This is a genomic window from Pontimicrobium sp. MEBiC01747 (assembly GCF_053601635.1).
The window spans coordinates 1-3,326 of sequence record NZ_JBSHNS010000028.1 but is presented as its reverse complement, the minus strand read 5'-3'; the positions used below and the strand labels follow the sequence as shown (position 1 = coordinate 3,326).

The following is a 3,326-nucleotide window of genomic DNA, read 5'->3' as shown; positions in this document are numbered from 1 at the left end:
CTATATCTCTTGTTCCAGATTTTATTTTTAGGGTGTTATTACGATCCCAAAAACCAGATTCAAAATTTTTACTTTTTTTACGGATTAAACTTTTTACAGTTCTACTTTTATGTTTAAAATTATATTTTACGTATTTGTAATACCCACCTTCACTAATTTCCCTTTTGTACAAATATGGTGTTACGGTTTTTGGGTTTACAAAACTCTCGTATAAATCTCTAACTTTAAAGAAGTTATCCCATTTTTTATAAGTAGTAGCAGCACATTTTAAATGTAATAATGTACCACTTTTAGTTTTTACATTATTTGCTTCCATGCTTATCTGTGCTATATCAGTCATTAAGCCAGACATGTTGTATGATGCCGTAAAAACAAGCTTTTCTCCAGACTGGAAAGCATTATTTTGCGCACTAACTATAAATGCAAAACCGAATAATAGTATTGAAAAAAATGACTTCATATTTTATATTTAAGGTTCAAAGATAAGAATACAAACATTAATTATGCCGAAGTATTGTGTGACAGAAAATAAAATTTTAAATAAAATATTAGAGAGGGGTAATTATGGTATTGTATACAGATGTTTAGATATAAAAAAACCGTAAATGATTTTATTTACGGTTTTTTTAACAATAATATATTGTAATACTATTTGAGATTTAGCTAAAGTTAATTTTTGTACATGTTTTTCCGTATACAAAAGTTAATACGGCTTGTACAGCTTCATCTGGTGTTACAGCAGTACCTATTTTACGTCCTCCATCTAGTACATCCCCGTTTTCTGCCCATGTAAATGTTCTATCATTATTTCCTCTATTTACAATAGTACGTTTACCATCTTTTATACTTACTCTGTAAGATTTATATTCTCTTTCGTACTTTACACCTGCAGGGTAATATGTTTCTGCATTAAAAAATGATTTTCCTTTAGAGAATAAGTAGCAAACGCAATTCCCAATTTCGCTTTCTTCAGAGACTCTTACTGTATTGTTTTGTGTTATTTTCCACTCGCCTTGAGACTTTGTAGCTACTATATTCATTAATATAGTTCCTTTTTCGGCAACTTTTCCATCAATTTTAGATTCAAAATTAATTAAAGCAGATACAGTACCAGAAGCATCTTTCTGAGATTCGTATACTGTTTTACTTAAAGCCATTGTAAAATTATAATTATGGTTTTTAATGTCTTCAGCTATTTGCTCTGCAAATTGACCATAAGTTGTAGAAGTTCTATGTAAAGCACCTGTTAATCCAATATAAGCTGTGTTATTTTGATAATTTTTATCTAATAACATCATAATGTTATCTGGATTTTGATCTGCTTCTAAATTATTAGTCGCTTTAATATACGTTTTTAATAATTGTGTAACTGGTTTGTCTTGTGCGAATCCTGAAATAAAAGATAAAAGGGCAATTGACATTACTAATTTAAACAAAGTAGGTTTTCTCATAAGGGAGTAATTAGTTTTTATAATTAATGTTAAGATTTTATAATAATGTTGGCTAATATATGAAAAAGAAAAGTATATCAAGACTTGATTTTAACAAATCTTTAAGAATGCTTCTAAACCCCTTTTATTATTGGTTTTAGGAACAAAAGGCATAGGATTTACTAGACTATTCTCATCATTTTTTTATGCTTTTTAATATTTTTTAAGAAGGAAGTTTTTGCATAATAAAGGGTGTTTTGCCTCTTGATTAACTTTATGTAATTGTCTAATTTTCAGACTTATAAAAATACAGGCTATTGGGTATTGTTTCAAGGTAAATCCTATTGTAATATTGAGTTATAAAGAATAGTAATCATTTCAACTATTAATCCATTAAAACCATAAATCATGTTTTGTTATCATTCTAAATTAATTAAAGTATTTCTAGCTATTTGTATGGCTCTAGTATTACAATCTTGTTATTCTATTCGTTTGATGAATACAGAAGGAGAAAGACAACCAGATCCCGTAAGCGAGCGTGAAGATGATTACCGTAATGTTAGTGTTGTAGAGATAGATACAACATTAACGATTAAGGCAACAACAAGGATTCCTACATTTTTAATAAAGAAAACGCCAAAATGTAAATCGGGACAACTGCATACTGTAGAGTACCGAAACACCTTTGGAGGTGTACTACTTAGCGCTGTTACATTGGGTAGAAAGCGAAGAATGAAAGTAAAATATGTTTGTGTTAAACCTTCTAATTAAACGATTATGGCAACGACAATAGTACACCCAAAAACATCATGGGATACGTTACACAATAACGGTCCTTTCCCTTTAAAGAAGTTATATGTTACCGAATTGGCTGGAGATGGTAATATTCCTGTTAAAATAGATAGGTATAATGATGCCGCTATAGAAATACAACGCTTATTACAAGAGGCAGCCAATAGTGGAGAAGGTTTTAGAGCCTATGGTTCGCGATGGTCTATGAATAATATAGCCCATCATAAAGATAGCATGCATTTTAATGGGTTTATGAATATTCATTTACCTATTGCAGAGACCGATTGCCATGCTAATACAACTTTTGAAGCTTCAAATTTATTTTTATTTGAATGTGGCAATACTATAAAAGAAGTGTCTAAACAATTATCATCTCATGGAAAATCGCTTAAAACGACAGGAGCGAGCAACGGACAAACCATTGCAGGTTGTATATCTACAGGTGTTCATGGTTCTGCACTAGATGTAGGATCTGTTCAAGATTATGTAGTAGGTTTAAATATAATAACTGGACCAAACCCAGAAGACAATGTCTATTTAGAACGCCATACACAGCCGGCTTTAAATAATGCTTTTGTAGCGAGATTAAATGCAAGAGTAATTCGTAACGATAAGTTATTTAATGCAGCATTAGTTAGTTTAGGATCTTATGGGTTTATTCATGGTGTAGTTATAGAAGCAGAACCCCGTTTTTTGCTAAAACGTTATGTGAAAAAAATAGATAAACATGTAGCCTTAAAGTTGGCAAAAACTATGGATTTTAAAAATTCTACCTTTAAAATTCCAGGAGAAGTCGATGCACAAGGCAATGTTAATAGACCTTATCATTATAAAATATTTGTAAACCAGTATAATGACGATTCGGAATATGTTGTAGAATTAATGTATAAGAAACCTTACGTTGTACCATACGAAGACCCATTTCCAATAATTAAAGAGTCCTTATACAGAGATTTAATTTATTTGTTTGTAAAAATTGCAGAGCAGTTTCCTAAACGAATTCCGTGGTTGGTTAGGCGTTTACGAAAAACAATATTACCAACCGTTAATGAAGAATTAATAGGAACAATACCAGAGATTTTTTGGGATGCACCATACCAAGGC

Annotated in this window: 4 protein-coding genes; 2 read left to right on the top strand and 2 right to left on the bottom strand. The window is 30.7% G+C overall.

The window, feature by feature from the left end:
- Positions 1-460: DUF3108 domain-containing protein (locus ACVC2P_RS00370; protein WP_452596504.1), on the bottom strand; the 460-nt coding region annotated here is incomplete at its 3' end.
- Positions 461-659: 199 nt separating this feature from the next.
- Positions 660-1,451, bottom strand: coding sequence for a hypothetical protein (locus ACVC2P_RS00365; RefSeq protein WP_452596503.1), 792 nt, complete (start codon positions 1,449-1,451; stop codon positions 660-662).
- A 387-nt stretch (positions 1,452-1,838) separates the two neighbouring features.
- Here ACVC2P_RS00365 and ACVC2P_RS00360 point away from each other — a divergent pair, with 387 nt between their 5' ends.
- Positions 1,839-2,201 (top strand): hypothetical protein, encoded by a 363-nt coding sequence (locus ACVC2P_RS00360; RefSeq protein ID WP_452596502.1) that lies wholly within the window; start codon positions 1,839-1,841, stop codon positions 2,199-2,201.
- 6 nt (positions 2,202-2,207) lie between these two features.
- Positions 2,208-3,326: FAD-binding protein (locus ACVC2P_RS00355; protein WP_452596501.1), on the top strand; the 1,119-nt coding region annotated here is incomplete at its 3' end.

Excerpts from the sequence above, each read along its gene's own strand:
- ACVC2P_RS00365 (WP_452596503.1), bottom strand. The coding sequence starts at position 1,451 with ATGAGAAAACCTACTTTGTTTAAATTAGTAATGTCAATTGCCCTTTTA.
- ACVC2P_RS00360 (WP_452596502.1), top strand. The coding sequence starts at position 1,839 with ATGTTTTGTTATCATTCTAAATTAATTAAAGTATTTCTAGCTATTTGT.